Source organism: Jutongia sp. SJQ-6 (assembly GCF_054161275.1).
Genome location: NZ_CP195314.1, coordinates 824,078 through 848,331 on the forward strand (window position 1 = coordinate 824,078; position 24,254 = coordinate 848,331).

Below are 24,254 nucleotides of genomic sequence, written 5' to 3' on the forward strand. Positions count from 1 at the left end.
TCATAGTGCCTGTTCTTCTTTCCTGCTATAATTTCTGCCAAATGCTCTTACATGTTCATAGAGCATCCTTTTGATAGCTTCTTCCTGTTCCGGTTCACAGTCATAACGTTGAAACAAAAGAAAAATTGGTCCATAAAATTGCAATGCAATAATCTTCGTATCTTCCTTACGAAAAACTCCATCCTCGACCAAAGCTGCAAATGTCTGTGCCTGTCGCTCCACTACACCATTTAAAAAGAACTGGTTATACTTTTTTGCAATGATTGAATTGCTAAACTGTTCCCGCATAAGAAGCTTGCGAATATTGGATACCACAGGATCTTTGGTGTAGAGTTGAAATAAATTCCATGAAATCTCACACAGCTTTTCCGTTGTCAGCCTGCGATATCCACCCGCAACATCCGGCTCCACAGCCTCCGGCACCTGATTCTCAATATACGCCCCTGCAATTCGCTCCTTTGTGGCATCAATGATGTTATTCAAAATGTCCTCTTTATTTTTAAAATGTTTATACAAGGCACTCTCCCTAACCCCTACCGCCCCTGCAATCTCTCTGACAGAAACTCCATCATAGCCCTTAACTGCAAAGAGCTCTAATGCTTCTTTTAAAATCTTTTCTTTTGTCGTCATAGTATTTCCTCCATACAAAGTGAACGTTTGTTAATCGCATTATAGTTAACAAATGTTCACCTGTCAAGGATTAATTATGTTAATTTTTTGATATGTTTTACCATTATCGGTAAAATCCATTAATTTCATCAATATCAGCCTTACTCCAAGATTTCCAGCTGACTGCCGATGGCTGGTTTGCAGCTCTTTTCTGTTTATCAACAATACTATTTTATTTAGCACTTATGCAAAAAAACGCAGTGCCCTTTTCATTTTGAACTTTACAGTCACAATAGAGTGATACATAATGGACTAAACCGGTTTAAAAAGTCGTAAGGAGGAGCATAATGCCGAGAAAACTGACAGACGCAGAAGTTGATGCTCAAAAGGAATTTATGTATGAACGAACAGTGGAACTGATATCGCAGAAAGGTATTTCTTCTATCACGCTTGATGATATCCTGGATGCTGTTCAGATGGCGAAGGGATCTTTTTACAAGTACTATGTCAGCAAAGAGTTGTTTCTTTATGAAGTGATCAAGAAAAATGAACGTGTTTTTTTCGACAAGATGATTCAGGCAGCTCCGAAGATTCGCCAGAATAAGGATAGTGCGATTGAGGTGATGAGAGACCTCTTTACAAATAAGGATTTCCTGTTTATGTCCTTACTGCCTGAGGACACAGAAATACTCCTTAGGAAAGCTCCGCCAAGTTATCGGAAACAAGAGGAAGAAAAGTCTAAGAATAATTTTATTACATTCTGTCAGGCGATGAGTATTGTGCCGAATGAAGAATTTTTCGGCACACTGTCGTATTTGATGCTTGCTTTGCAGGCAATAATCACGAGTCCGGGAAATTTTGGCGAAACAGGACAGAAAAAGGCAATTTTAATTATGATGCAGGCAATTTGCGGCCTGATTATTGAGGAGACGAAAAACAATGGAAAAAAAAAAAATTCAATAAGAAACTGTTCTTCGACCACCTTTGGATCACGTTTATTATCATGGGTGTTTGTTGGGGGATGTGCGTTATCTGCGGAATTAACGGTATAACAAAGGAGAGTCACGCATGGATCAATGCACCCTATATTCTCGGAGGTTTTTCCACGACGATAGCGTCGTATATTGCCTTGAAAAAGAACAAGGCTGTAGCAGGTTTTAAGGATTGGCTTAAGGTTGTTTTCGACTTTAAACATGGCTTTTTTGCATATGCGTTGGCAATATTGCTTCCTATACTGCATTTAATCCTGACTTGCATGATTGGTGGATACGAGAAAGGATCACCGATATATATGCTCATCCCCCTGATTCCTGCCATGATAGTAGGCGGTGGTCTGGAAGAAGCAGGCTGGAGCATTATTACCTTTCCGGAGCTTAATAAGAAATTCAACTTTGTTGTATCCGGCATAATAACTACGGCAATCTGGTGGATTTGGCATCTTCCCCTGTTTTTTATCCCCGGAGTACATCAATACCAAAAAAACTATTTCATATTCGGATTATTCGTGTTGGGCTCAAGCTTTATGCTTGCGTGCATAAGGGAGGTTACCGGAAGCGTATGGCTTTGTATGTTGTGTCATAGTATCGTCAATGCTCTACCGGAAGTATTTCGTTATGATCCTTTGGAAAGTTCAGTGGCAAATGTTATTACAGCTGCAGTTATGATCCTTGTTTCTTTGATTATAGTCAGGCTCTGCAAAACGACGAATATATTCAAATAAATTTATTACAATCAGGGAGAAACTCAACTACTTTTTCATCCGAATCTCTGGTATCAGTCTTTTCTATCAATGACATTTTCTCCTTTTCCCTGAACGAAAAAATCGCTCAGACTAGATTTTTTAATCTAATCTGAGCGATACTTCGTCAGGACTGTTTTCATCAAGTAAGAAAACCATTTTTACATTCATTGACAACCTAAATCTTATCCTACACTATAGTTATCTCCATTGGGTACTTGGATGGACTTAATTATTGGTACCCGTCTGGTGCTCGGAGCACCTGGAGAATATAACCATTCCATTCCATCGAGTTCAATCGGTTGTCCACCATTACGCTTCAGCTTCGTAACAATAATCACTTGGTTTTCTTATTAGATTAACTATATTATAACGTGCTGTAGGTCGGATGTCGATGATTTTTTGACCATATTTATTGTTTTATATGTTACTTCTCTATTAGTTCTGCAAACTTGAATTGAGATTTCATATATTCCAAGGGATTTAATAACTGTTATATTTTATTATCAAATATCTCTCAATCCCTTGAAAACACAAAGTTTATCGCAGGTGAGCTTTCCCTTATTGTTTCCCTTGCGTTATATCGTCCCACCAGTGTTTACGAACTCTGATAAGGGCAAAAACAAGGGCAAGAAAATTATATAAAACAGTATAACACAAAATAAAAGTGACATTGTGAACTGATTGAAATGCTTCTGATTTTTGCAACAAATGATTGATTTAACGATAAGGAGATTTAATACGATGAGAACAATATTTGCAGAATACAATCCCAAGCGCAACAGTATTGATGTTTACACCTCTGTTGGCTATATGCTCCGCATTGACTGTTCTCCCACCGCAAAGGATTGTATCAAGTGCCGCCCTAAATGTGTGCCGCGATCTCCGGCAGCTTCCCGCGTCCATGCAAACTCAATATCGGCGGTTTCCAGCCCGCAGCCGAAAGAGGACGCAAGCAGCTTCCCGTCTGTCTTTTCGGGATTTAAGATATAGTCTATCGCAGCCTTTAAGGTTGATTTAATAGGGTGCGTCTTTGTAACCGCCATATCTCGTCCACCGCCTTTTTAATGTCCTCTATATCCTGCCTGTAAACCGTCCCCGTCGCATTGGCGCGTTTTGCAATTTGGTTGATGTTCCGGCTCACCGCTTGCAGTTCCCGGATATATGCTTTTGTGTCGCTTCGGTCAACGACAAGAATATACCCGTCTATCGCCATTTTACGGAAGTATGCCCCATACTGCTTTATGGGAAGCTGCTTCATCTTCTCGTCGATCAGCCGCTTTTCTTCTTCCGTAACGTAAAACTTCATCTGTATATTTCTCTTTCGGTTTTCCATTTCCGCACCGCCTTTCGGTATAAGGGTTTGGGATTATCCCAACAAGCATTTTCCGCAAACGGGTACTCGTTTGCTGTGCTTGCTATCTACTCCATACCCCCACCGAAAGGCGGTATTTGTTGCGCGTTCCTTTGATTTTGGACGCAAAAAAAGATTGCAGCCGCCATGCGCTGCAATCTCCCGATTTCTCATATTGTGAGGTTAATCCTCTGCTTTTTCGACTTCCGTTATCTCCCTTGCTGTTGCGGTTACAATCCGTATGCCTTTATCGCTCATACCGTCCAGCAGCGCGTCAAGCTGCCGCCGCCCGGTGGATTTCTCCGCATTGCTGTTCGGGAAGAAAAATTGATCTACCGAAATATGATACCGGGTTACAAGGTCATAGAATACCTGTAAACTCGGCTGTTGTCCCTTGTTCTCGATATTCGCAAGGTAGCGCGGGGAAATATATAACTCGTCGCTTACCTTTTTGCGGCTCTCGCCGTATTCATTTCTCGCGGCTTTTATAGCTGCCCCGAAAGCCTTAAAGTCGTACAATGGTACGGGTCTTTTTGCCATTTTCATTCACCCTGTTACATTTTACAGTTCACCTTTCTTTTTGGATATGTCCACACAATTCATATCATTAGGTTAAATACTTCCTGTTGTGTATTGACAGTAGACTGATTTTCTGATAAAATAAAATTTATGTAAAAGGAGGCGGCGTTTATGTTGCATAGCATGCGTATTAGATAAGCATTGAAAAAAAGGATTTTCCCATTTTCAACATGGGCTTTTTTGTCATGCTTATTTTGCGGATGCTATACAAAAAACTAACGACGTATAGATATAGTATAGACATAGTGCAAGCTATGCCTTAGTTTTGTTGTACTGCTCTGTGCATTATAAATGCAGGTCAATGCTCATGTTGAGGATTGACCTGCATTTTTTTGTGTAAAAAGGACGAGTGAAATATAATGCTTAAAAAATATTGGATAAAATGTCCGATTTGTAACGGAAAGACGAGAGTTCAAGTATTTCATAATACTGTATTAAAAGATTTTCCTCTTTTCTGCCCTAAATGCAAATTGACGCATATCATTGATGTAGAAAAATTAGAGATTGTAATCAAAAATACAGAAAAACAAACTTTTATTATTTAGAAGAAAGGATATAAAAATGAAACGTTTACCTAAATATACGCCTGCGGAAGTACGGAATGATCCATACGGATTTACTTACAAAGAAATGTCGGAAGTTATTGGCGAGAATGAAGCAAAAGCCTTATATGAAGAATTATATAAGCAATTACCACGCAAAAAAAATCTATCAATGTTGGTAAAAAATATTTGCAAAAGCAGTGATACTGAAAAGTATGTTTACGAACTGAAAGACAACAAATACATTGAAACGGTTTTTATCAAGCGGCGAGATGGTGGAACTGTTTGCGTGAGCACACAAGTCGGTTGTCCTGTTGGTTGTATTTTTTGTGAGTCCGGGCGAAATGGCTTTGTTCGTAATCTAACATCGTCAGAAATCGTACAACAGATTATATTGTTGCGTCGAAAAGTAAACCGTATCGTTTTTATGGGTATGGGAGAGCCTTTATTCAATTATGACAACTTGATAAAAGCAATCCATATTCTCCGAGATAGATATGGGCTCAACTTTCCAACCGACGGCATTACCATATCAACAGTTGGTCCGGTCGATCAATTAAAAAAATTGCGCGAGGAACATCTTAAAATTCAGTTGACAATATCTTTACACGCAGCAACACAATCTGCAAGAAATCGTATTATTCCTCACATGCGCATATATGCTATTGAAGATGTTGTTAAGCAAGCCTTATCCTATTCTGAAAGGCATAATCGCAAAATTGTCTTTGCGTATTTGCTTTTACCGGGTATAAATGACCGGCCCTCAGATGTAAGACAACTTGCAAAATGGTTTCGGGGCAAAAAAGTTATGATTAACGTGTTACAATACAACCCAACAAGCAATTCAAGAATTAAAGCACCACAGAAACGGGAAATAGTTGCATTCAAACATCAATTAGAGCAAGCAGGACTTGAAGTTACTATGAGAGTTTCTCATGGCAGAGAGATTAACGCGGCTTGTGGACAGTTAGCTAACACATATAATAAATTCAAAAAAAAATGATTAAAAGTGCCAGACGCATAGACGCAGAGCCGATAACGCATTAGGTCAAAAAACCTATGTGTTATCGGCTTTTTTATTTAATATTGCGCAAAAGCCGCTGTTCCCTATTATAGAATGGATTGCGGGTAGTGTATTAAAGTCGCCCTTTTTTAAGGATACGGCGGTATCGGGGAGGTATCGCCGTGTCCATTTTTATTTACTGTAACCCGCCTAATGCTTTGCGGTCAAAAAAAGCTATGCTCCGCAAGCGGGATATTCCGGCTATGAATGTGAACTGTCAATACATTTAGCTACTGCTTACATTTCCTTTGCGCCCGTCCGCGTCTTGCGGACGGGCGCATTTTGCTTTTTTCAACTTTTTTCTGAAAAGCGCACTCAAGAGCCATCTCCCGAACGGGTACGGAGCGAAAGGGGCAGAGAGGACAAGCCCTTAACTCCCGTCCTCTACTCCACGCGGGAAGGAGGTGAACTCTATGGAGCTATCTTCTTCCGACAAGGAAAGAATACAACATCAGTACGACGCATTAGCAAAGAAAACTTTGGTCGGCGAAGCGAAAAGCCACCGCCGCACTCTTGCGAAACGCGCAGCACGCGAAGTTACTTTTTCGGATTTGAGCGAAAGCGAACTCGCGCAGCTTTTCACAACGGACGAATACGAAAGCGATTATTTCCGTTTTCAAGTGTCCGGCTTTGATGTACTCGTCAAAAATGAACTGCTTGCCGAAGCCCTTAACGCTTTGCCCGAAAGGAAACGCGACATTATCCTTTTGTCCTACTTCTTGGATATGAGCGACGCGGAAATTGGCGAACTGCTGAATGTTGTACGCACGACGGTTTTCCGGCACAGGAAATCCGCGCTTGCGAAAATCAAACAGTATTTGGAGGGAAAAGCAGATGATGAATACCGTTAGGAAGTCTGAAAATCTGTTGCCGTTCCCTGTCATTTCCGCAGCGGCAAACGGCGACACAACCGCCATGTGCGCGATCTTGAAGCACTACGAGGGTTACATAGCGAAACTTTGTACCCGCACGCTGAAAGACGACGCGGGCAATACCTATTCCTATGTGGACGAGGAAATGCGTAACAGGCTGCAAGTGCGCCTTATTACCCGCACCCTTGCTTTTCATGTAGGATAATCTTTTAGCCCATGCGGGGAGCGTGTCCCCTTTCCACGCTTCCCGTTATGGGCTATTTGTCGTTCCGCAAAAGCATATCCGCTGTTGATGTGCTTTTGCAGGCCGACAAAGCCTATTGTTCTTTGACAAAGAAAGCGGCCTTTGGTGCGCAGCATAACAGGCAAACGGGTACATTCCGTCTGTACCGAGCCAGTCGGCGGGTACGCCATGACAGCTTTTCCCCATAGGGGAAAAGCCGAGCGAGAACTACCGCGCCGTAAAACAGGTTTAGCAGCTTGTGGGCGACGACATACAAGGCGGCACAATGATACTCCCGCGTTGAACACCCTCAAAGTATTGCGCGGCGCACCCATAAGCATGGGCCGGGGTGAAACTCCCGTGAGGTTGCAGCTAACAACCGCCCGTTTTTGCCTTTTGACGAATATAGTTTATCCATACAGGAAAAGGAGGTTTTTCTAATGGATAAAAAACAGACAATTACAACCGAACGCAAAATAGGGAAAATCACCTATCTTGTTCAAGCGTTGCCGAGTGAAAAGGCAACCGATACAATCCATAAAAAGATTGAGAAACTCATTGTAAAGGATTTGCAGAAAAAGCCCGGAAATCCGGGATTTTTAGCGTCCGAGTAGTGCATTAGGCGGCGGGATATGGTATAATGATAGCAACACATTATACCTGTTTATTCGGCTGTCGGAAAGGAGGACTAATGTTACAGTCGAATAAAATCACCGCCCTTTACTGCCGTTTAAGTCAAGAGGATATGCAAGCCGGAGAAAGCGGAAGCATACAGCACCAAAAAATGATACTTCAACGCTATGCGGACGAACACCATTTTTTGAACACAAAGTTTTTTGTGGACGACGGATTTTCCGGCGTGAGTTTTGAGCGCGAGGGGCTGCAAGCGATGTTGCAGGAAGTGGAAGCCGGACGAGTGGCGACGGTCATTACCAAAGACCTTTCCCGTCTTGGCAGAAACTATCTGAAAACGGGCGAACTCATAGAGATTGTATTTCCCGAAAACGGAGTACGCTATATCGCGATCAACGACGGAGTTGACACAGCGCGGGAGGATAACGAGTTTACCCCCTTGCGGAACTGGTTTAACGAGTTTTACGCCCGCGACACAAGCAAGAAAATCCGCGCAGTTAAACAGGCACAGGCGCAAAAAGGCGAGCGCGTCAACGGGGAATATCCATACGGCTATATCCCAGACCCGAACAACCGCCACCACCTTATACCCGACCCGGAAACCGCGCCGATTGTCAAACAGGTTTTCGCTATGTTTGTTAGCGGCGTGCGTATGTGCGAAATCCAAAAATGGCTTGCGGAAAACAAAGTCTTGACGATTGGAGCGTTGCGCTATCAGCGTACAGGACAGGCGCGGTATCAGCGGGCAATGATCGCCCCCTATACTTGGCCGGACAAAACGCTCTATGACATATTAGCAAGGCAGGAATATTTAGGGCATACCATAACCGCGAAAACTCACAAGGTATCCTACAAGTCGAAAAAGACCCGGAAGAACGAAGAAGAACAACGCTATTTCTTCCCAAACACCCATGAGCCGCTTGTTGACGAGGAAACCTTTGAACTTGCGCAAAAGCGGATTGCTACCCGCCACCGCCCGACAAAAGCAGCGGAGATTGATATTTTTTCCGGCTTGCTGTTTTGCGCTGGTTGCAGACATAAGATGTATTACCAACAGGGCGTAAATATCGAGCCGCGCAAGTTTTCCTATTCTTGCGGCGCATGGCGCAACAGGGCAAGGACAGGCAGCGAGTGTACCTCTCATTATATCCGCAAAAACGTACTTCTTGATTTAGTGCTGGAAGATATGCGGCGGGTTTTGCGGTATGTTAAGGAACACGAACAGGACTTTATCTGTAAAGCTACCGAGTACGGCGACATGGAAGCGAGAAAGGCATTAGCGCAGCAGCAAAAGGAACTTTTCAAAGCACAGGCGCGTATGACCGAACTTGACACGCTTTTCCGCAAGCTGTATGAGGACAACGCATTAGGCAGACTGACAGATGAACGGTTTGTGTTTCTAACTTCCGGCTATGAGGACGAAAAGAAATCCCTTGCCGCAAGGATAGACGAGTTACAACAGCAGATCGCAACCGTTACCGAGCGAAAAAGGGATATATCAAGGTTTATTCAGATTGTCGGGAAATACAGCGACATACAGGAATTGACCTATGAAAACGTCCATGAGTTTATCGACCGTATTTTGATACATGAATTAGACCGGGAAACCAACACCCGGAAAATCGAAATCCATTATAGCTTTGTCGGACAGGTTGATACCGAGCAGGAGCCGACGCAAGTTGTCAACCATGACCGCCGCAACATGGTAGATGTAAAAAGTATCGCTATCTAACCCCAGCAAATGTCAGCCCCGTTATTTTATCCGTTTCCTCAATTTTAGCCGTTAGCATTATGATTGGATAAGTGTATTTCTTTCGGATAAGCTGGCAAAGTGAAAAGCCGTTCATATCCGGGAGCATAATATCCAGAATGGCAAGATCAATGTCGCCGCTTTCAATACACGACATGGCATCCGTTGCGCAGTAAAATTTATAAACGACGTAATTTTCGTTTTTCAAGTAGACCTCCAACAGATCCGCTATATCTTGCTCGTCATCTATAATCAATATCTTTTCAGACATATTTTCAACTCCTTTGCTCATATTTCCAATTAAGTATAGCAAATACAACATCTAAATTCACAATGGATTGCCTGAGAAATTATTAAGATTTTCCTAACTTTCGAATTTAGGCAACTCAAAATGCTAACGTAATTTACATATCAGTTTTTTATGTGTCATACATATTCTCCAATATACTTCCATATAATGCACAGATTGACTTCACAATTGCATGCCATGAAATATCAGCAGCATAAGAATAATTTTTTTGATATGTTTTCCATAAGGTCTCCATAACCGGACTTGATTCAATTTCATCAAATATTTCTCTTATATCCTCAGCTTCTATCAGGTCTAATGTTCCCCTTTTTTTGGCTGTAGCCACAAGTGCAGTCCATAAAACTTGTTTTTGGAGTTGTTCTCCATACAACTTTTGTAAAATATAAATATCATAAAAATCTCTCATTCGTGTATTTGTAACGTTTCGACTAACAACAGTTTCCAATTTTTCAGCCAATACCGTTTCCAGATTATATGCCCATACCTCAATAGTGCGGTCTTCAAGCATAAGATTAAATTTGTACTTGATTTCTCTTGGTGTAATTACATCCCCTGTAGAAATATCAATCTTTAATGGTGTGATTACACCATCAAATTTCGTTTCCATGCTTACACGAACACCAGGATAATCTGCTTCTTCCATGATTTCCGATATCCGTTTGACCCGAAATGAAACACCATCGTCCAGTGGAATTGATATAATTTGGGATATAATCATTTCTACATCCTCCACACTAACATTAGTGCCTTTTATGGTAGCATCCAGATCCATAGTAGCTCTGGCATCCAGACCAACCATTGCCGCCACAAGCATTCCACCTTTTAATATAAACTGGTTTTTATACTCTGATAAAGAAATTCGTTCTAAAAAACGTTCCATCATATAATTCCGCATCAAAATCTGTGCATCTGCGGATTTTTTCTTTGACATATTACGAATTAAATCCTTTAATTGTCTTGCCGTTGTTATCATCTAAAGTAACACCTCCAAATATGGTCTAAGTATGTTTTCAACATGAAACATAGCTGCGTATTTCATAAGCATCCGTAAGTTTTTATCCTTACGTTTTGCATATTGTTTCAATGCGTCTTGAAAGACCTGCATTTCAACATTTTTTCTGCTACGAAGCAGATCACAAATTGTTCTCTCCATGTCATAAACGGGAACGGAATGTCCGAATGATGTCTGCATAGCTATGATTCCTATTTCATGTAAATCCTTTTTTACTGTGTACACTTGAAAACCGTCTTCCTGCAAACGACTTGGATTATATCCAGTTCTTACTGTTATGGTGTATTTCAAAGGCTCTCTGTCCGTTAAATCATGAAAAAACAATGCAGTTTCATGAGAAAATACAGCTTGACCACAACGTAAATGCAAAAGGTACATTGCATCTGTCCACGTATCCGGCGATACATACACACCATGAGCAGCTTGTTCTAATCCTCGTTCCTTCACATATGCATAAAACACAGACTTACTAATTCCATTATTTAGAACTTGAAATGTCTGAATTGTCCCTCCACATTCACGCAACAACAAATCTAATTTTTCAAACTGAGTCATATGCTTTCTCCTTTCGTGCTAATATGATAATATATATTAGCACGAAAGTAAAGACATATAGTACCAATAAAATATCGGTATTTTTGTTTTAATGATATCCCCTTGTTTCTCGCCATCCCTTTACATACCACCTGATTCCAACATATACCAGTTGCACGAATAATAAGAGAAATAGCAGATTGATTGGCAATGTTGTCTTTATCCACTTCCCAAAGTAGATAGCTGTTGCCATGCTTATAAGTATTACCATTATGGTAATCATATCCCAACAGCACTTCTTATATAACTCTGCAATCTTTATCTCTATAAATGCTACAAGTATTCCAGCACCCACCAAACATCCACCGCAGATCAGTATTCTTATCAGCCAATATACAATTCCGGCAACGACAGGATTGGATATTCCATTACTAATCTGTGCCATGTTCTTTCCTGTCAGTATAATCCACCCTGCAATGGTCTGTATAAAAGTGGCGATTGTATCAAAGAATACCACGCAATCAGAAATAAATATTTTTGACCGTATCATCTGAAAAAGAGTAGTTGATACGGAATACCATATCAGCAGAAACATCAATGCTTCATACATGGCTGTTTTTGTTTTATATCTGCCTGCCAGTTTTTCTCTCTGCGTATCATACTTTTCCTTGGCTTTCAGATAAGCTGTCAGGTTACAGTTCCCACACTTTTGATAGAGTACTGGCTTTTCAACCGGTATCTCTACTTTTTTCTGATGAGAGAGTGCATAGTCCCGTTCCTGTTCTGCCTGCCTTAGCTTATCTTGACATTCCTCTGTCATGATTTCGGCAGCGTGCGTTTTCTCTTTCTCTCTCTGCAACAATTCTTTTGTTTTCCTCAAGTCGTTCTTTAAGGCTTGAATGTTCCCTGCTCTGTTCTCGCTGTTTAACCTCTCGTTCAAGGTCAGCGATTCGTCGAGCTGCATTTTCAGTTCCCGGATAGTCCTGTCTTTCTGGTCGAGTTCTTCCTGCATCTGCTCTGTCAGCAGAAGCAACTCTTCCAGTTGATCGTCGCTCTTTGAGTTTCTTAATTCGTTCATCAATCGACCTTCCTTTCTCTAATTGCTGTTCAAGTTCAGTAATTCGCTGTTCTGTTTCTGCAATAGCCGGTTCTCGCTGTTTAATTTCTGTGCCAATTCCTGCCATTGCTGATTTTCGTCTGTAAGCTTCTGTATCTGGTCTGTCTTTTCTTCCAGAAGTATCAACAGTTCTTCTGTATCCGGCAAGATTTGAAGCAGTTCTGATAATTCGCTCTCTAATTGCTGCAATCGTTCTTCCTGCTCCTGAAAGCACATCAGCTTCTCGTCCTTTTCCTGTATTTCCTGAAGCATCTCTGCCATAATATTCTGCTGTTCCTCTATCTGTGTAATCATTGCTTCCATCATGGGAATTACTTCTTTGCTTTCTTCTAATGTCATTCAACCACTCCTTCCATATTGACAATGCACCGGATACCTTACCAAAGGTTGTGATTACCTTTTGCAGTAGTGCATTTTGTTTTTTAATCATCTGGTTTTCCTCTACCTTCCATGAACCATTCCATATCTGTCCGGTGAGATATTTTTCCTCAATCTTTCTTGCATCCGCACCCTCATGAATCGTAGGGATTTTTAATTTGCCCTGTCTTTCATAAGAGCGGTGGTCAATCTGATTGTCTATGGATAAATGCCGGTTACACATCCCAGCCCATTCGCTTCGCCATAACTCACAATTCTTTGGATTATTCCAGCCGGTAGCATCGGTCAGAACCCGTTTCCATTGTTTTCGGTTTCTTGCCCCGACTTTCTGTACTCCGTTTTCATCAAGTACCGGAATGCGGATTCCATGCCGGTCAGGATTTTTCTTATCCTGCCACCAGTCCGGGTGGGATTCATCAACCACGATATTTCCGTCAGTATCTCTGGCAAAATCCCAGTCCTTGACTTCTTTGCTGCCCCATGAATGATCCAGATTGAATGGTCGCATGGTTACAAGTAAATGCACATGTGGGTTTCCATCGCCCTTATCGTGTATGCTCCAGTCGACACACATTCCCTTATCCACGAAAGTCTTTTGAATATATTCGGTTGTATAATCAATCTGTTCCTGTCTGCTCCATTCTTTCGGCAGGGAAAATTCAAATGAGCGTCCAAGCTGTGCATCTGCATTTTTTTCTATCTTCAATACCTCATTCCATAGACGCTGTTTCTGAAATGTGATTTTAAACTTTTCCAGTGCGGCATCTTTATCATCCGCTCTTTTATAACGGATAGACTGTTGAAACCTTTTTATATTTTCTTCCGGTACATGCAGCCATTCAGGAGGTGCATTTTCGCACATCATCAGACTGGTGTAGACGACTTCCTTTTTGGAAGTATAGTAACTGATTCTGCCTGTTTCCTCATTCTTCATCACATCTCCATTAAGATATGCCGATGCGGATATGACAGATTTTCCTTTACTGCGCCCGACAATCTTTACTGTAAAGTGAAATATCGCCATGATACGATTCCCCCTTTCTGCCGTATCCGGCATTGATTTCCGACAGCATCTTCTTCTGGTTTGGCAGAAGTGAAGCTGTCGGAACGCCCTCTGCGCAAGAGTGCCCCCTGCGGCATGAGCAGGTCTGGCTGAAAGCCCCGCCGACGGAACGAGCCCGGCAAGCGTAAGCGCAGACCGGTTGCCACTTGTGGCAAACTTATAAGGACGACCTCTGGTTGTCCATAAGTGCGCCCTTCATTCAAAGGCAATGAAGGGAATGGAAAAACCACTCCCTCCGCCATTACACTTCCTCCATATCTGTAAGTGGCTCTTTCTGCATCGCCTTTGAGAAAAACTTTCCGTTTGTTTCCTGCCTTTTTAAGAAGCCTATCAACTTTGGTAAATCTTCCTCCTCAATCGGACAGCCAAGAACCGATTCCACTGCGCCACCAATCTGACAGAGCCTGTGGGTTCGTTTTTTACTTTCCTCTGCTTTCTTTCGCTTTTCCAGTTCCTTCCGCTGTGCAATGAGCTTTTTTGTAGCTTCAATGCTTTCCTGTTCCTTTTTCTCTAATGCACGTATTCTTTCTTCATAAGTCTTTGTTGATTTCGCCATATCGTCTTCATCCTTTCTTTTTCCGATAAACAACAGTTCCCGGTTGCATATCAGGAGAAGCACATGGTATAATCCTCTTGCGTGTAGGTATATCATGGCTTCGGTCTGATAGAACCTTTGGCGGTTTCTTAGGAAGCCGCCTTTTTAAGTTGCCACATTTCTTGTGACAGCTTTTACATTTCCTTTATCCCTCAGATCACGCCCCTCGTTGGCTTCCATGAACTTTTCCAGAATGTCAGTTTTAATAAGGACTTTTCTTCCGACTTTTAATACCGGAAGCTTCTTCCATTCAACCAGCTTTCTCAAAGTGTTTCTGCCAATTCCTGTATAGTCGGCTGCTTCCTCGATGGATAATGCAATCTTTCTTTCCGTCATCTTGTCACCTCCTGTTAAATTGCATTATGCAATTTTTGTTGTGCTGTTAGTATAGCGGTTTTATATTGCGTTGTCAAGCGTTATGAAATTTTAAAAATAATCATTAAATTGCATATTGCAATTATGTGAGGTACATGCTATAATTCATACATACCGAAAAAGGAGGCAATCAGCATGAAAGATAAAGAACTACGCAAGCTGATAGGTAACAGGGCAAAACAGCGTCGTCTGGAATTAAATCTGACACAGCCTTATGTTGCAGAGAAGATGGGAGTTACCGCTTCCACAATCCTTCGTTATGAGAATGGTTCGATTGACAATACCAAAAAGATGGTGCTGGAAGGTCTTTCGGAAGCACTTCATGTATCTATTGAATGGCTCAAGGGGGAAACCGATGAATACGAAACCGATATTACGGATAAGAAAGAATTACAGATTCGTGATGCAATGGGCGATATTCTCAAACAGTTACCTCTCGACCTTAGTAAAAAGGAAGATGCTTTTTCCAAAGATTTACTGCTGTTGATGTTAAAGCAATATAACCTGTTTCTGGAATCATTCCAGTTTGCCTGCAAGAATTACAAGGGCAGCACAAATGAAGCTGATATTGCAAAAGTAATGGGGTTTGAATCGAATGATGAATATAACGAGATTATGTTTCTCCGGGAGATCACCCATACTGTTAATGCTTTTAATGACATGGCAGATATTGTAAGGCTCTATTCCAAGAAACCGGAAATGGCAGAACAAAGGCTTGAAAATCTTTTATCAGAAGTTTTGTATGAGGATTCCGATTCGGTATAGAACGACAACCGGAGTTATGATACAATGAGCACGAGCGAGTCAGGCTGTTTACAGATTTGACGAGCGGCGAATTGGCTTATGGACTTGTCCATAAGATGCCTACACGCAAGAAGCATTTCATCAGTTCCGATTGTCTGATATCGAAAGGAGACACACGATTATGGCAAAAGGATCTGTAAGAAAAAAAGGAAAGAAATGGTACTACCGCTTCTATGTAGAAGATGCAAGCGGCAATCTGGTTCAGAAAGAATACGCTGGAACAGAAAGCAAAAGTGAAACGGAAAAACTGCTCCGTCAGGCAATGGACGATTACGAAAGCAAGAAATTCATTGCAAAGTCGGAAAATATTACAGTTGGAGAATTACTTGATATATGGGCAGAGGAAGAATTAAAGACCGGTACTCTCAGTAATGGAACAGTCCAGAATTACCTCGGTGCTATTACCAACATCAAGAAGCATCCAATTTCAGAGAGAAAGTTGAAAAATGTAACATCTGAGCATTTACAAGCCTTCTTCGATCTGCTTTCCTTTGGTGGCACTTATCCAGATGGTTCAGAAAGAAAAGGTTACAGCAAAGATTACATTCGTTCTTTCTCGGCAGTATTACAGCAGTCATTCCGGTTTGCAGTATCCCCAAAGCAATATATCACTTTCAATCCGATGCAGTATATTAAGCTGAAATACCAGACGGATGAGGTTGACCTGTTTTCTGATGATGACATGGATGGCGATATACAGCCAATTCCACGAGAGGATTATGAAAGACTGATTGAATTTCTACAGGATTACAATCCACCGGCAATACTTCCAATCCAGATAGCTTATTATGCAGGACTTCGTATCGGTGAAGCCTGTGGTCTGGCATGGCAGGATGTAAATCTTGAAGAACAGTGCCTTACGATCAGACGAAGTATCCGATATGATGGTTCAAGGCACAAGAATATCATCGGACCAACCAAACGAAAAAAGGTAAGGATTGTTGATTTTGGAGATACACTGGCAGAGATTCTTCGCAATGCCCGAAAGGAACAACTTAAAAACCGAATGCAGTACGGAGAACTTTACCACAAAAACTACTACAGAGAAGTAAAAGACAAAAACAGAGTTTACTATGAGTTCTATCATCTGGACGGAACAGAGAATGTTCCAGAAGATTATAAGGAAATATCCTTTGTCTGCTTAAGACCGGATGGAAGTTTGGAACTGCCAAGCACGTTAGGAATTGTTTGCAGGAAGATTGCTCAGAAACTGGATGGATTTGAAGGATTTCATTTTCACCAGTTGCGACACACCTACACAAGCAACCTTCTGGCAAATGGAGCAGCTCCGAAAGATGTACAGGAACTGTTAGGACACTCAGATGTCAGTACCACAATGAATGTCTACGCCCATTCCACAAGAAAAGCCAAGCGGGAATCCGCAAAGTTACTTGATAAAGTGGCAGGCAACGACTAAATAAAACTTTCCCTTATTTCCCTTACGATTATCTCATAAGGGCAAAAATAAGGGAAAATACATATCATTTCACTAATGAATGGGCTGAAAATCCTGTAAAATAGGGAAAGTTAGAAAGATATTTCGGCAAACTGGAAGTTATAGTGCAATCTTTTTCCATTTTCTAATCTTGGTTCTAAAGGTTCCGAACGGAGCAACTGTATTAACATGTATGAATTTGTATACTTCCCAGACAGCTGTTTTAGTTGCTTCGTCAGCCCATTTTCTCATATGTGGTTTAAATAATTCTTCATCACTCAGAGAATCAATCATTGCATAAATAGAGTTGATATTCTCATTCAATCTGTCTTTCAATTCTTGCAGTGACAGCTGAGCATATGTATCTGTAAACCATTGATATAATTCGCCAAGCTGATTCCACTTAAAATTATCCGAAGGAGTATTGACAGGAATACCCTTTCTTTCGTCTGATTCCCATTTAATAACAAGAGTTGTCCAGCCAACCTGATAAGCAAGATTTTCTGCCGGAGTTCGATCGATCTCATCAATTCTCTTATCTTTTAAATGCTCCGGAATATCATTAAATTCTGAAATATATTTTGCAAAGCTTTTATTTATCTCGTTTTTAAGCTCGTCTTTATTCTCATATGTTCTCAATAGTCTATCTCCTCAGCTTCCGATTTTCCAGTTTCAAAAACAGGAATTTTCAAATTAGTCTTTGCAAATAACCTTTGAACCTTCACCATCAATTACAATTCCCTGACGGTTGTTAATCGGGCATAGATTCAAATCCGAAAACTCAGTCATTATTTTCTCGGTAACTTTCTTAAATGGTGCTGTAAGATAATGCGGAAGAACATAGAAATCAATCAAATCAAGCCCTGCATCATCTTCTTGTGAGTAGTCCTCCGGCTTTTCATCCATTTGCTCGATATATTGGATGCTTGGAGCGCATATAATTGCGCCTGCCGACTCGCCGATCATCAATTTTCCATTTGCCAATTCCTTTTTCAGTAGCCCATCAGCTCCCGTTTTACGGAGCTGGTCCATAAGAAAGAAAGAATTTCCGCCGGTAAAATATATCACATCTGCTTCTTCAAAAACAGACTGTATCGTTGAATAAGCCTCCGTTGAAATATCAATTTCAGTTACGATTGCTCCCAACTTTTTGAATAATTTTCGAGCCGAGCCGACATAACCGGTGTAGCCTTCACGCAGTGAAGCTGTTGGAATAAATGCGACTTTCTTATTTTCAATTTCTTCCTTTATCAGACTTCCCACACTTGAAAAGTGCGAACATAAAAATAGTTTCATCAATATTCTCCTTTATAAATTCCGATTGAACAAAATCGTTGCGCGATGGCCTGCCAAGGCTGTAGCGCAGTTTTATTTTTATTAAAAAAGCAGAGGCATTACTTTTCATAATCCGTTATTGTTAAGTTACCACACGAAACAACTGAACTAAGAAAGCTCCACTGCCTATGATAAGAATAACATTTTCCAGTCTCTTCCGCAATCGGAATTATGACGCCAATGCACCTCCGAATAGGTAGATGTAATTATTAACACTACTTATTCTGGAGGTTTTATTATGTATAAAGATATTTTTGAATCCATCCGCAATGAAGCGGAAAAACGTAACCTGCGTGAAAGAACTATTCAACTGTATTGCTCTGATGTCAGTTACTTCCTTCGTTGGATTGGAAAAAATGTTTCTGATCTTACACTTGAAGATGCGGAAAGTTTTCTTACTGCCAAACGTCTGGAAGGAAGGTCTCCTGAAACTCAAAATCACTATCGGTCTGCAATCAAGTTCTTATATAAAAAGGTGCTGAAGATTGTCTGGGATGATGACACTGTTCCGGCTATGAAAAGAGAGCGAAATCTTCCTGCTGTTCTATCCCACGATGAAATAAATGCAATCATTGACGCCACTCCGAATCTGAAGCATAAAGCGATTATTGCAACTATGTATTCTTCCGGATTACGTGTATCAGAGGTTGTTCATCTTCATTATGATGACATTTCACGTACCAACATGACGATTCATGTTCGTGAAACCAAAGGCAGAATTGACAGGTATACAATTCTGTCTCAAAAAAATTTAGACCTTCTCACAGAGTATTGGTACAAATGTGGTCGCCCTAAAAATGAAGTGCTATAATAAAGTTGTAACAGAGATGGCTAGCCGCATGAGTTAATACAGATATTTTTTTAGCCAAAAGTGTTACAAAAAAGCTTGACCACAACAGCCACCACGCTGCTTTTCTGTTCCACGATTTTGTGCTGTAGCGCCGTCATCTTTATTTGAGTATCATGCAGGCACTCAAGAGTACTGCTATTCCTCTTCCGCCTGTTCCAAGCGTTTCTGAATAGTTTCCTCTTTAATAATGTGCTTTATCGTACTAAGCCGACAAATTTGCCGCTATACATCATTCATTCAAAAATCTGTTTTGGTATCTTAAAAACAGCATTGTCAAAACGCGCAAGATTGTGTTATAATTACACGATAGTGTGTGCTGGCATATAAATTCCATCTGTGCACAGCGTGCGAAGCGCAGATGATAGATGTGACCGGCACCAGTAACAATTTGATTACGAAGAAAATACGCACGCAGAAAAGAGGATATCATGGCAGAAAAGAAAAACATCTTGACCGAAGAAGGTCTTGCAAAACTGGAAGATGAATTACAGGACTTAAAGGTAAATAGACGTAAAGAAGTTGCAGCAAAGATTAAAGAGGCAAGAGAACAGGGTGACTTGTCCGAGAACGCCGAGTATGATGCAGCGAAAGATGAGCAGAGAGATATTGAGATCCGTATTGAAGAGATCGAGAAGATCTTGAAAAATGCAGAGGTTGTCAGCAGCAAAGATGTTGATGCTAATGCGATCAACATTGGTTCTACCGTTCGCATCAAAGATCTTTCTTCCGGAGAAGAGATGCAGTATAAGATCGTAGGTTCTACGGAGGCAGACATTCTTGGTGGTAAGATTTCCAATGAGTCTCCGGTTGGTGTTGCATTGATCGGTGCGAAAGCAGGTCAGACTGTTGATGTTGAAACACCAAAGGGAACTGTATTGCAATATGAGATCCTTGAGATTCAAAAATAATAAATGCAATGCGAGATCCTTGAAATATAGGAATAATAGATTTTGTATAATAGCATGAACTTGCAGAAACAAGAAAATCTGCATACAGAAATCGTCGATAGATATAAGAGAAAGGGGCTAAGATCGTGGCTGAGCAGCAGAAGAAACCACAGAAGGAGCAGGATATCAACCAGCTTCTCAAAGTTCGTAGAGAAAAATTAGAAAATTTACAGGCAGAAGGCAAGGATCCTTTTGTTATTACAAAATATGATGTTACACATCATTCTATGGAGATCAAAGATAACTATGATACATTAGAGGGAAAAGAAGTGTCAGTGGCAGGCCGTATGATGTTTAAGCGTGTCATGGGTAAGGCATCTTTCTGTAATGTGCAGGATCTTCAGGGTAACATTCAGGCATATGTCGCTAGAGATGACATTGGCGAGGATTCCTATAAGGATTTCAAAAAATATGATGTAGGAGATATTCTTGGTATCAAAGGATTTGTCTTTAAGACAAAGACCGGAGAGATCTCTATCCATGCGAAGGAAGTTACGTTATTATCTAAGAGTCTGCAGATCCTTCCGGAGAAATATCATGGACTGACTGACACAGATACTCGTTATCGTCAGCGTTATGTCGATTTGATCATGAATGAAGACGTTAAAGATACTTTTATCAAGCGTTCCAAGGTAATCAGCAGCATTCGCCGCTATTTGGATGGACAGGGCTTTATGGAGGTTGAGACCCCAATGCTTGTCTCCAATGCCGGTGGTGCAGCCGCAAGACCATTTGAGACACACTTTAATGCTTTGGACGAAGACTTAAAACTTCGTATTTCTTTGGAGTTGTACTTAAAGAGATTGATCGTGGGCGGCATGGAGCGTGTATACGAGATCGGCCGTGTATTCCGTAACGAGGGATTGGACACTAGACACAATCCGGAGTTCACGTTGATGGAGTTATATCAGGCATATACAGACTATCACGGCATGATGGATCTGACAGAGAACCTGTATCGTTACATTGCAAAGGAAGTAACCGGTTCGGAGGTGCTTACTTACGGCGAGCATACAATGGATCTGTCCAAGCCGTTTGAGCGTATCACAATGGTAGACGCGGTTAAGAAGTACGCAAATGTTGACTTCAACGAAGTTGCAAATACAGCCGCTGCTAAGAAATTGGCAGATGAGCATCATATTGAATACGAGGATCGTCATGAAAAAGGTGACATTCTCAACCTCTTCTTCGAGGAATATGTAGAGGAGCATTTGATCCAGCCAACCTTTATCATGGATCATCCGATCGAGATTTCTCCTCTGACTAAGAAGAAACCGGACAATCCGGATTATGTAGAGCGTTTTGAGTTCTTTATGAACGGCTGGGAGATGGCAAATGCATACTCTGAGTTGAATGATCCGATCGATCAGAGAGAGCGTTTCGAGGCACAGGAGAAAGCGTTCGAAGCTGGTGATGATGAAGCAAATCACACCGATGAGGACTTCTTGAATGCTTTGAGCATTGGTATGCCTCCTACCGGCGGAATTGGATTTGGTATTGACCGCATGGTTATGATGATGACAAACTCACCGGCAATTAGAGATGTGTTGTTGTTCCCGACAATGAAGAGCCTCGACAAGTAAATTTCTATAAATAGGTGTTTAAACCGTGTAAAATGAATTAAGAAAACAAAAAACCTTTTCAAAATGAGAAATCATTTTGAAAAGGCTTTTTTATTTTGAAAGATCTTTACCAAGATCCACCGCCGCCTCCGCCGGAACCACCGCCGGAATGACCGCCACCAGAACCTCCACTTCCCTTAGAGCTTGGCGTCGACGTCATTGCCGCTGCGGCAGACCGCATCGTCGTATTCATAAAATGATGGAACCGCACTGTATCAAACGTGTTGTAATGCCCATGAGATGAATACCATTGCGGTGGTTCGATCGCAATAGATTCAAATTTCTCCATCCATATATCCGACACGTCAAGCACATATGCATACGGCAATATATTGTAGAAATACTGCGGTTCACGCTCTACCATAGTCTCCAGGCGATCTTTTTCTGCTGTCTGCAAAAATGTCCGAAATCCTCGTAATCGTCCCAAAACCTCCGTGCCATACTCTGTACGCTTTGGCATATAATAATCAAAGAACATGATCACACCACATGCGATAATCGCCAACACAAAAGCGATCCGATAAATTGTCGGTGTATATAACACAACATTACGCAGTCCCAGACAATACCCGCTGATCATAGCGATCGACATCACGACGCTGAGGATCTTACTAAAGATCGTCTCTGAACTAAAGATCGTCCGAATAATAAATGCCAGCACAAAACCAAACATGATCGGTATTGTTAGTGAAAATGTCGCATTGTATGTATAATCATATATCGGCAGATACGTTGCTAAAAAGAAAATCCCCGCCATCATCGCATAACAGATCAAATGCTTATTAATGGAATTGGCATAAAACAACACTTGTCTATTTTGCTTTGTATTTACCATTTTCAAGATCTTATTCACCGTCTTGTAGAATTTATCCTTCAGCTGATCTTTATTGGTAACATCAAAGCCACGAAACAATCCTTTCATGAATGCCCGTTCTATCGCATTATTTCCATCATATTCTTTCAATTTGCGGATCGTAAAATCCTGATTTCCAAGCAGGCCCTTCTTCCCTTCAACAATTTCTATATAACCCTTTTGTGCCAGGTACACTAACAACGATATAACATCATTCGCATCCACCTTGCCCTTATAGGCAAAGGCTGCCTCTACACTATTGAATTCCTTTGGCGGATGGAACTGTATCGTTTCCACTACCACATTATCCCGTCCGACTTTCCACCAAAGCAGAAATGCTGCACCCGCTGCTGCCAAGGACAACAAAATACTGATCAGCGCCGGCCAGATCCTTTGTTTGACCTGATCATAATATCCATCCGGTAAGACCATTCTGACTGTAACTGCCTCTCCCGGATTTAAGATAATGGAGGAATCTACATATCCTTCCATCACTTTGCCATTGATCGTATACTGCAGTCCCTCATTATTAGTCGAACCACTCTCACCATATGCCATACCGACTTTACTTTCGTCAATATCTTCCGGCATCATGATATGAAAGGTAACATTTTGGATCGTTGTATCCCAACTGGTTCCAATGATATTATAATAGAACTCATCTTCCCCTTTACGTACATCTTTCCCCATATTGTAATCGTAAGAAATGTGATACATATGCTCGCCAACAAGCGTCTTATTCTTATCTCCCAGTTGAATACGGCAATAAGAACCCTCTCGGCCTACGGTCCTTTTTTCACCATAGGTTTTGATATTCGTTACGCGCGCCTGAATACGGGAAGTTGATCCATCCTCACGACTTACGTTATTGATAACCGGTATGTCTCGGTAAATACCATGTCTCGCCTGGTTAAAGTTCACCTGCAGCCTCTCCGTAACATGATACACATTATCCTTACCAACTTTAACTGTGACATCGTATCCTTGTATCTCGTAGGGATAATAAGAGTCTGCCAAAGCCGGTTTTGCCATCAGCAAAATCCCGGCAAGCAACATAAAGCCAAAAAGCTTTCCTTTTCTCCAAATGCTCTCCACCACTAAAATTTCACCTGCACATTCTGCCGCTCAACAGCATTCTCAACCTCAAACATCTTCTTTGTCTCAAAATGAAACAGACCGGCGATCAAACTTCCCGGAAACATCTGTACTTTCATATTGTACTGCTTCACCGCACCGTTATAATATTTTCTTGCATTTGCAATATCATCCTCTGTTTCATTCAGATTATGACTCAGATCCATAAAATTCTGATTTGCTTTCAGATCCGGATACTGCTCTGCCACTGCCATGATCTGTGGTATCATTTTAGAGATCTGTGCACCATTCTGAATCTTTTCCTCCGGTGTCATTGCGTCATAACTGCCGGTACGCAGCGATATCACCTTTTCCAATGTTTCTTTCTCATGCGAAGCATATCCTTTGACTGTTTCCACCAGATTTGGGATCAGATCATAACGTTTTTTCAGATACACATCCATCGTTGCAAATGCCTCATCTACAACAATTCTTCCTTTGATCAGCCCATTGTATGTACCAATCACCCAACAAACGATCAATAGTACAACAACTATTCCAATAATCCATCCTATCATCTTTGTTCC

The 24,254-nt window shown here is 41.3% G+C and carries 27 protein-coding genes and 3 pseudogenes; 14 read left to right on the forward strand and 16 right to left on the reverse strand.

Features of this window, described 5'->3' with window-relative positions; all coding sequences use genetic code 11:
- Entirely contained in the window at positions 1 to 630 is a 630-nt protein-coding gene (locus ACSAJE_RS03890) for a TetR/AcrR family transcriptional regulator (RefSeq protein WP_458009731.1), read from the reverse strand.
- 326 nt (positions 631 to 956) lie between these two features.
- Here ACSAJE_RS03890 and ACSAJE_RS03895 point away from each other — a divergent pair, with 326 nt between their 5' ends.
- The 3 genes and pseudogenes from ACSAJE_RS03895 to ACSAJE_RS03905 all read left to right on the forward strand — a co-directional run.
- Entirely contained in the window at positions 957 to 1,661 is a 705-nt protein-coding gene (locus tag ACSAJE_RS03895) for a TetR/AcrR family transcriptional regulator (protein WP_458009732.1), read from the forward strand.
- 77 nt (positions 1,662 to 1,738) lie between these two features.
- Positions 1,739 to 2,329: a CPBP family intramembrane glutamic endopeptidase gene (locus ACSAJE_RS03900; protein WP_458009733.1), complete on the forward strand. Its 591-nt coding sequence runs from the start codon at positions 1,739 to 1,741 to the stop codon at positions 2,327 to 2,329.
- A gap of 762 nt (positions 2,330 to 3,091) precedes the next feature.
- Positions 3,092 to 3,196 (forward strand): annotated as a pseudogene (locus tag ACSAJE_RS03905) (DUF6061 family protein); the annotation flags it as partial.
- Here ACSAJE_RS03905 and ACSAJE_RS03910 read toward each other — a convergent pair.
- The 3 genes and pseudogenes from ACSAJE_RS03910 to ACSAJE_RS03920 all read right to left on the reverse strand — a co-directional run.
- Positions 3,178 to 3,393, reverse strand: a pseudogene (locus ACSAJE_RS03910) (relaxase/mobilization nuclease domain-containing protein); the annotation flags it as partial. The pseudogenes ACSAJE_RS03905 and ACSAJE_RS03910 sit on opposite strands and share 19 nt — an antisense overlap.
- Positions 3,354 to 3,683: a plasmid mobilization protein gene (locus tag ACSAJE_RS03915; protein WP_002584958.1), complete on the reverse strand. Its 330-nt coding sequence runs from the start codon at positions 3,681 to 3,683 to the stop codon at positions 3,354 to 3,356. The pseudogene ACSAJE_RS03910 and the gene ACSAJE_RS03915, both read right to left, overlap by 40 nt.
- A 201-nt stretch (positions 3,684 to 3,884) precedes the next feature.
- Positions 3,885 to 4,241, reverse strand: coding sequence for a helix-turn-helix transcriptional regulator (locus ACSAJE_RS03920; RefSeq protein WP_002584957.1), 357 nt, complete (start codon positions 4,239 to 4,241; stop codon positions 3,885 to 3,887).
- 398 nt (positions 4,242 to 4,639) lie between these two features.
- Here ACSAJE_RS03920 and ACSAJE_RS03925 point away from each other — a divergent pair, with 398 nt between their 5' ends.
- The 6 genes from ACSAJE_RS03925 to ACSAJE_RS03950 all read left to right on the forward strand — a co-directional run bounded on the left by ACSAJE_RS03925 (position 4,640) and on the right by ACSAJE_RS03950 (position 9,345).
- Positions 4,640 to 4,825, forward strand: a complete 186-nt coding sequence (locus ACSAJE_RS03925) for a cysteine-rich KTR domain-containing protein (protein ID WP_003431289.1) — start codon at positions 4,640 to 4,642, stop codon at positions 4,823 to 4,825.
- A gap of 16 nt (positions 4,826 to 4,841) precedes the next feature.
- Positions 4,842 to 5,825: a 23S rRNA (adenine(2503)-C(2))-methyltransferase RlmN gene (gene rlmN, locus ACSAJE_RS03930; RefSeq protein ID WP_002584956.1), complete on the forward strand. Its 984-nt coding sequence runs from the start codon at positions 4,842 to 4,844 to the stop codon at positions 5,823 to 5,825.
- A 473-nt stretch (positions 5,826 to 6,298) separates the two neighbouring features.
- The gene (locus tag ACSAJE_RS03935; protein WP_002604474.1) at positions 6,299 to 6,736 is read left to right on the forward strand and encodes a sigma-70 family RNA polymerase sigma factor; all 438 of its coding nucleotides are present in this window, start codon (positions 6,299 to 6,301) and stop codon (positions 6,734 to 6,736) included.
- A complete protein-coding gene (locus tag ACSAJE_RS03940; RefSeq protein WP_002604473.1) occupies positions 6,720 to 6,962 on the forward strand; it encodes a helix-turn-helix domain-containing protein in 243 nt (80 codons plus the stop codon). The genes ACSAJE_RS03935 and ACSAJE_RS03940 overlap by 17 nt, the downstream gene beginning before the upstream one ends.
- Before the next feature lie 458 nt (positions 6,963 to 7,420).
- Positions 7,421 to 7,594 (forward strand): transposon-encoded TnpW family protein, encoded by a 174-nt coding sequence (locus ACSAJE_RS03945; protein WP_002604472.1) that lies wholly within the window; start codon positions 7,421 to 7,423, stop codon positions 7,592 to 7,594.
- A 77-nt stretch (positions 7,595 to 7,671) separates the two neighbouring features.
- On the forward strand, positions 7,672 to 9,345 hold the full coding sequence (locus ACSAJE_RS03950) for a recombinase family protein (protein WP_002604471.1): 1,674 nt from the start codon (positions 7,672 to 7,674) through the stop codon (positions 9,343 to 9,345).
- A gap of 10 nt (positions 9,346 to 9,355) precedes the next feature.
- On the opposite strand, the pseudogene ACSAJE_RS03955 reads toward ACSAJE_RS03950, so the two are convergent.
- From ACSAJE_RS03955 to ACSAJE_RS03990, 8 genes and pseudogenes are all read right to left on the reverse strand, one after another.
- Positions 9,356 to 9,634 (reverse strand): annotated as a pseudogene (locus ACSAJE_RS03955) (response regulator); the annotation flags it as partial.
- A gap of 148 nt (positions 9,635 to 9,782) precedes the next feature.
- Complete coding sequence (locus ACSAJE_RS03960; RefSeq protein WP_003505363.1) at positions 9,783 to 10,646, reverse strand: nucleotidyl transferase AbiEii/AbiGii toxin family protein; 864 nt, start codon at positions 10,644 to 10,646, stop codon at positions 9,783 to 9,785.
- Entirely contained in the window at positions 10,647 to 11,240 is a 594-nt protein-coding gene (locus ACSAJE_RS03965) for a type IV toxin-antitoxin system AbiEi family antitoxin domain-containing protein (RefSeq protein ID WP_003505367.1), read from the reverse strand.
- A gap of 88 nt (positions 11,241 to 11,328) precedes the next feature.
- Positions 11,329 to 12,039, reverse strand: coding sequence for a DUF6040 family protein (locus ACSAJE_RS03970; RefSeq protein ID WP_003505369.1), 711 nt, complete (start codon positions 12,037 to 12,039; stop codon positions 11,329 to 11,331).
- Positions 12,017 to 13,738 carry a MobA/MobL family protein gene (locus ACSAJE_RS03975; protein WP_212385406.1) on the reverse strand — a complete coding sequence of 574 codons (1,722 nt, stop codon included), beginning with the start codon at positions 13,736 to 13,738 and terminating at the stop codon, positions 12,017 to 12,019. The genes ACSAJE_RS03970 and ACSAJE_RS03975 overlap by 23 nt, the downstream gene beginning before the upstream one ends.
- Positions 13,714 to 14,019, reverse strand: coding sequence for a hypothetical protein (locus tag ACSAJE_RS03980; protein ID WP_005345966.1), 306 nt, complete (start codon positions 14,017 to 14,019; stop codon positions 13,714 to 13,716). Before ACSAJE_RS03980 ends, ACSAJE_RS03975 begins: the two co-directional genes overlap by 25 nt.
- On the reverse strand, positions 14,019 to 14,333 hold the full coding sequence (locus ACSAJE_RS03985) for a hypothetical protein (protein ID WP_014080633.1): 315 nt from the start codon (positions 14,331 to 14,333) through the stop codon (positions 14,019 to 14,021). Before ACSAJE_RS03985 ends, ACSAJE_RS03980 begins: the two co-directional genes overlap by 1 nt.
- A 144-nt stretch (positions 14,334 to 14,477) precedes the next feature.
- Positions 14,478 to 14,708, reverse strand: a complete 231-nt coding sequence (locus ACSAJE_RS03990) for a helix-turn-helix domain-containing protein (protein ID WP_003505382.1) — start codon at positions 14,706 to 14,708, stop codon at positions 14,478 to 14,480.
- A gap of 174 nt (positions 14,709 to 14,882) precedes the next feature.
- On the opposite strand from ACSAJE_RS03990, the gene ACSAJE_RS03995 reads away from it, so the two are divergent.
- Together ACSAJE_RS03995 and ACSAJE_RS04000 are read left to right on the forward strand one after the other, a co-directional pair.
- Complete coding sequence (locus ACSAJE_RS03995) at positions 14,883 to 15,512, forward strand: helix-turn-helix domain-containing protein (protein WP_118563748.1); 630 nt, start codon at positions 14,883 to 14,885, stop codon at positions 15,510 to 15,512.
- Between the two features lie 160 nt (positions 15,513 to 15,672).
- Positions 15,673 to 16,968: a tyrosine-type recombinase/integrase gene (locus ACSAJE_RS04000; RefSeq protein WP_015530038.1), complete on the forward strand. Its 1,296-nt coding sequence runs from the start codon at positions 15,673 to 15,675 to the stop codon at positions 16,966 to 16,968.
- Positions 16,969 to 17,106: 138 nt separating this feature from the next.
- Here the strand turns inward: ACSAJE_RS04000 and ACSAJE_RS04005 are convergent, their stop codons facing one another.
- A complete protein-coding gene (locus ACSAJE_RS04005; RefSeq protein ID WP_458009734.1) occupies positions 17,107 to 17,625 on the reverse strand; it encodes a ClbS/DfsB family four-helix bundle protein in 519 nt (172 codons plus the stop codon).
- Positions 17,626 to 17,679: 54 nt separating this feature from the next.
- The gene (locus ACSAJE_RS04010) at positions 17,680 to 18,282 is read right to left on the reverse strand and encodes a Type 1 glutamine amidotransferase-like domain-containing protein (protein WP_044986750.1); all 603 of its coding nucleotides are present in this window, start codon (positions 18,280 to 18,282) and stop codon (positions 17,680 to 17,682) included.
- Positions 18,283 to 18,559: 277 nt separating this feature from the next.
- Here ACSAJE_RS04010 and ACSAJE_RS04015 point away from each other — a divergent pair, with 277 nt between their 5' ends.
- The 3 genes from ACSAJE_RS04015 (at position 18,560) to lysS (ending at position 21,701) form a co-directional block, all read left to right on the forward strand.
- Positions 18,560 to 19,132, forward strand: a complete 573-nt coding sequence (locus tag ACSAJE_RS04015) for a tyrosine-type recombinase/integrase (RefSeq protein WP_458009735.1) — start codon at positions 18,560 to 18,562, stop codon at positions 19,130 to 19,132.
- Between the two features lie 467 nt (positions 19,133 to 19,599).
- Positions 19,600 to 20,079: a transcription elongation factor GreA gene (gene greA / locus ACSAJE_RS04020; RefSeq protein ID WP_022025984.1), complete on the forward strand. Its 480-nt coding sequence runs from the start codon at positions 19,600 to 19,602 to the stop codon at positions 20,077 to 20,079.
- Positions 20,080 to 20,204: 125 nt separating this feature from the next.
- Positions 20,205 to 21,701 carry a lysine--tRNA ligase gene (lysS, locus tag ACSAJE_RS04025; protein WP_458009736.1) on the forward strand — a complete coding sequence of 499 codons (1,497 nt, stop codon included), beginning with the start codon at positions 20,205 to 20,207 and terminating at the stop codon, positions 21,699 to 21,701.
- 106 nt (positions 21,702 to 21,807) lie between these two features.
- Here the strand turns inward: lysS and ACSAJE_RS04030 are convergent, their stop codons facing one another.
- On the reverse strand, positions 21,808 to 23,691 hold the full coding sequence (locus ACSAJE_RS04030) for a DUF2207 domain-containing protein (RefSeq protein WP_458009737.1): 1,884 nt from the start codon (positions 23,689 to 23,691) through the stop codon (positions 21,808 to 21,810).
- A complete protein-coding gene (locus ACSAJE_RS04035; protein WP_022025987.1) occupies positions 23,691 to 24,245 on the reverse strand; it encodes a LemA family protein in 555 nt (184 codons plus the stop codon). The genes ACSAJE_RS04030 and ACSAJE_RS04035 overlap by 1 nt, the downstream gene beginning before the upstream one ends.
- Between the last annotated feature and the right edge of the window lie 9 nt (positions 24,246 to 24,254).

Bases quoted from the DNA above. Each gene is read 5' to 3' on its own strand.
- rlmN (WP_002584956.1), top strand. From the start codon at position 4,842: ATGAAACGTTTACCTAAATATACGCCTGCGGAAGTACGGAATGATCCA.
- ACSAJE_RS03990 (WP_003505382.1), bottom strand. From the start codon at position 14,708: ATGACGGAAAGAAAGATTGCATTATCCATCGAGGAAGCAGCCGACTAT.
- ACSAJE_RS03985 (WP_014080633.1), bottom strand. From the start codon at position 14,333: ATGGCGAAATCAACAAAGACTTATGAAGAAAGAATACGTGCATTAGAG.
- ACSAJE_RS03965 (WP_003505367.1), bottom strand. From the start codon at position 11,240: ATGACTCAGTTTGAAAAATTAGATTTGTTGTTGCGTGAATGTGGAGGG.
- ACSAJE_RS03960 (WP_003505363.1), bottom strand. From the start codon at position 10,646: ATGATAACAACGGCAAGACAATTAAAGGATTTAATTCGTAATATGTCA.
- ACSAJE_RS03890 (WP_458009731.1), bottom strand. From the start codon at position 630: ATGACGACAAAAGAAAAGATTTTAAAAGAAGCATTAGAGCTCTTTGCA.
- ACSAJE_RS03975 (WP_212385406.1), bottom strand. From the start codon at position 13,738: ATGGCGATATTTCACTTTACAGTAAAGATTGTCGGGCGCAGTAAAGGA.
- ACSAJE_RS03920 (WP_002584957.1), bottom strand. From the start codon at position 4,241: ATGGCAAAAAGACCCGTACCATTGTACGACTTTAAGGCTTTCGGGGCA.
- ACSAJE_RS04000 (WP_015530038.1), top strand. From the start codon at position 15,673: ATGGCAAAAGGATCTGTAAGAAAAAAAGGAAAGAAATGGTACTACCGC.
- greA (WP_022025984.1), top strand. From the start codon at position 19,600: ATGGCAGAAAAGAAAAACATCTTGACCGAAGAAGGTCTTGCAAAACTG.
- ACSAJE_RS03950 (WP_002604471.1), top strand. From the start codon at position 7,672: ATGTTACAGTCGAATAAAATCACCGCCCTTTACTGCCGTTTAAGTCAA.
- ACSAJE_RS03970 (WP_003505369.1), bottom strand. From the start codon at position 12,039: ATGACAGAGGAATGTCAAGATAAGCTAAGGCAGGCAGAACAGGAACGG.
- ACSAJE_RS04035 (WP_022025987.1), bottom strand. From the start codon at position 24,245: ATGATAGGATGGATTATTGGAATAGTTGTTGTACTATTGATCGTTTGT.
- ACSAJE_RS03895 (WP_458009732.1), top strand. From the start codon at position 957: ATGCCGAGAAAACTGACAGACGCAGAAGTTGATGCTCAAAAGGAATTT.
- ACSAJE_RS03925 (WP_003431289.1), top strand. From the start codon at position 4,640: ATGCTTAAAAAATATTGGATAAAATGTCCGATTTGTAACGGAAAGACG.
- ACSAJE_RS04010 (WP_044986750.1), bottom strand. From the start codon at position 18,282: ATGAAACTATTTTTATGTTCGCACTTTTCAAGTGTGGGAAGTCTGATA.
- ACSAJE_RS03945 (WP_002604472.1), top strand. From the start codon at position 7,421: ATGGATAAAAAACAGACAATTACAACCGAACGCAAAATAGGGAAAATC.
- ACSAJE_RS03915 (WP_002584958.1), bottom strand. From the start codon at position 3,683: ATGGAAAACCGAAAGAGAAATATACAGATGAAGTTTTACGTTACGGAA.
- ACSAJE_RS04015 (WP_458009735.1), top strand. From the start codon at position 18,560: ATGTATAAAGATATTTTTGAATCCATCCGCAATGAAGCGGAAAAACGT.
- ACSAJE_RS03935 (WP_002604474.1), top strand. From the start codon at position 6,299: ATGGAGCTATCTTCTTCCGACAAGGAAAGAATACAACATCAGTACGAC.
- ACSAJE_RS03995 (WP_118563748.1), top strand. From the start codon at position 14,883: ATGAAAGATAAAGAACTACGCAAGCTGATAGGTAACAGGGCAAAACAG.
- ACSAJE_RS03980 (WP_005345966.1), bottom strand. From the start codon at position 14,019: ATGGCGGAGGGAGTGGTTTTTCCATTCCCTTCATTGCCTTTGAATGAA.
- ACSAJE_RS03940 (WP_002604473.1), top strand. From the start codon at position 6,720: ATGATGAATACCGTTAGGAAGTCTGAAAATCTGTTGCCGTTCCCTGTC.